Source organism: Psychrobacter phenylpyruvicus DSM 7000 = NBRC 102152 (genome assembly GCF_000685805.1).
In the GTDB taxonomy this organism is placed as follows: domain Bacteria; phylum Pseudomonadota; class Gammaproteobacteria; order Pseudomonadales; family Moraxellaceae; genus Psychrobacter; species Psychrobacter phenylpyruvicus.
The window spans coordinates 1-2,737 of record NZ_JMKP01000073.1 but is presented as its reverse complement, the minus strand read 5'-3'; the positions used below and the strand labels follow the sequence as shown (position 1 = coordinate 2,737).

Sequence of the window (2,737 nt, the reverse complement as noted above, 5' to 3'; positions counted from 1 at the left end):
TCACTGTATCTCTTAACTTTCTTAGTCATGGTAAACTCCTATTTGTCTTCTTTAGTTTACCAAGTTTTTGTCTACGGTTTTTTCAGCATACATCACGGTGAGGGCGTTTTTTTATAGCTATAATCTGTAGAAACAATTGGGTAGAAAGTCTAGCTAAAGCTATTTATAAAAGTTTCTATCAATTAAGAAGGTTTAAATAACTGTACCAATATTGGTATCTATATAGACTGTATACCCTTCATTATTTGGTGCATTAGAACTACCCTGGTATACATACATATCATAACCAACTTGAGTAGACGTCCCTTTAACCCAAAAAGTATCATTAGCATTAAAGAGTGCATTATTATCAATATATCTAATTCCTGCTTGATCTCCCGCTCCTCCAGGTATAGTTCCATTTCCACCTAAATCAACAGTATCCGTAGATCCTCCATTAATAAATACTGCTTTATTATTTGCGTTTAAAACATCCTCAAAACTAATATTTAATTCGTTACTCTTATTACCGAGGTTAATAGTTTCAAATTGCTTAATACCGTTAAGATTCTGATTTGATCCTGTAAAATTAAAGGTATCATTACCAACTCCACCATTTATCGTTCCATCCATACTAGAACCAGCAAAGATAACCGTATCATCACCTGCCCCCATATCTAAAGTAGCAGATCCAAATCCACTACCGAAGCCATTATTATTAGTTGCAGTCAAAGTTACGGTATCATTACCTGCCCCCATATTTATACTAGAACTATTATTAATACCTAGAGCTACTAAAGTGTCATTACCATCTCCCATATCAATAGAAGAACCACCTTGGATATAACCTTCTAGAATATTAATACTGTCATTATTACTACCTAAGGATAGAGTCCCTCCATCAATATTTCCTAACTTAACAGTAATGTTGTCAATACCTTCACCACCTAATATCGTTCCCGATATATTCCCAGTTCTAACGGTAACAGTATTTACATCAGTTACTAAATCAACATTACTATCATTACCTAGACTTAGAGAGCTATTGTTATAAGTTTTCAAATAAGCATCAGGCATAGTGTTACCACTACCTAGATCAACTAAACCATTAATCGTACCCGCTGTAATAGTATCGCTACCTGAACCTGCATATAATTGATGTCCATTGCCGATAGTATTGGTTACATTAAATATATCATTACCAGATTCACCGAAAGAATAGCCTGAATATAAATTATTACCTACAATATATTTATCATCACCCTCTCCTAAGTACACCCTTGTTAATGCATCTTGCGTATCGCGAATTTTAAGCGTGTCATTTCCATCTGCTAAATCAATAGTTGTAATGTTACTATTGCCATCTGTAATTCGTCCTGCACCACCCGCCACAAGTAATGCTGAAATGTTACCGGCACCGCCACTGTCTACTCCATTCTGATAATAACCCATAAATACCTGGTCATCATAATTTGTAGTCACTAGACCACCATTTTCAACTGTCTCAGATGCCCCATTTAAAAGAGGATTATCTAAACCACCTACAACTGGTCCAACTAGTAAACTCATATCACCTGTGATATTTCTCATCGCAGTTGGATTGCTATCAATAATAACCCCAGTAGCTGATCCTTGAGTCGTACTAACAGCAATATTACTACTCGAGTTAATCGTAGCAATTACACTTTCATTAGGCTCAGCGGTAAAAGTTTGACTTGATTGTTCAAGTAGTGGGTCAACATGGAATACCGCTTGAGTCTGCCCTTTAGGTATAGTCACCGTTACCACATTGTTGGCATAACCAGTGTAGTTGGTAATACCATTGACTACATAGTCGGCACCTAGTTGACCACCAGGTGTTGCTATACCAGAAAGTGTAATTTTTACAATTGTGTCTACTTCCGGAGCTTTATCAAGAGTCACTGTATAAGTTAATACTCCTGCAGCAGTCGAATCTTTTTCCTGAACTGCTGGCAATTGAGCACCATTGAAATTTGTTACATCGGGACCTGTTACAGTAATACTAGCTTGTGATACAGAAGTGTCAGATATAGTCGACGTATAACTAGTCCCGCCAATATTAGCGACTATTGTCTCTTGACCCTCTGTAGTACGGTCTTCAGTTGGTATAGTAGAAATAGTAAAGCTACTTACTCCTTTTGGAATATTTAATAATCCCGTAGCACTATTGAAAGTAACTCCATTTGAAAAAGTAAAGTTGCTATAGTCTGAAGAACTAGCAGTACCAGCACCTATACTAAACTGGGCGGTAGTAGGCGAATTCGTATTCGGCGTTAAATTGATAGTAAATGCGGTCTGAGAAGCACCTGATTCTAAAAGGTCGGCATTTGTCACACTACTAATAACTGCGGAAGGTGGCGTTATAGTCAATTCATTAGTTGAACTATCATTTGTAACGTTACCTGCTAGGTCTGTTACAGTTGCTTTAACATCATAAGTTCCCACTGGTAATGACGTGAATGTGCCTGAGATTGGGGTGGCTGTTTCTGTATTTACACTCCAATTACCATCAGCATCTGGGGTAACGGTATAAGTTGCACCGCCCAACGTCACCGTTAAGGTCTCACCCTCACCCACGGTCGCTGTACCTGTAATGACTGGTGTGGCGTCATTGGTTTCAATTGGATTAACCGTTGGAGCGTCTGGTACAGTCGCATCAACGGTGAAGGCAACTGTTTCACTTGGACCTGAACTATTGCCAGCAGAGTCAGTGATCTCAGCCACTACGCTGTAGTCT

The 2,737-nt window shown here is 38.3% G+C and carries 1 protein-coding gene; it reads right to left on the bottom strand.

The genetic code is table 11. The features are described 5' to 3' along the window. Window positions 1-192: 192 nt before the first annotated feature. A partial coding sequence (locus tag G561_RS15460; RefSeq protein WP_028859967.1) for a beta strand repeat-containing protein occupies window positions 193-2,737 on the bottom strand: 2,545 nt, incomplete at its 5' end.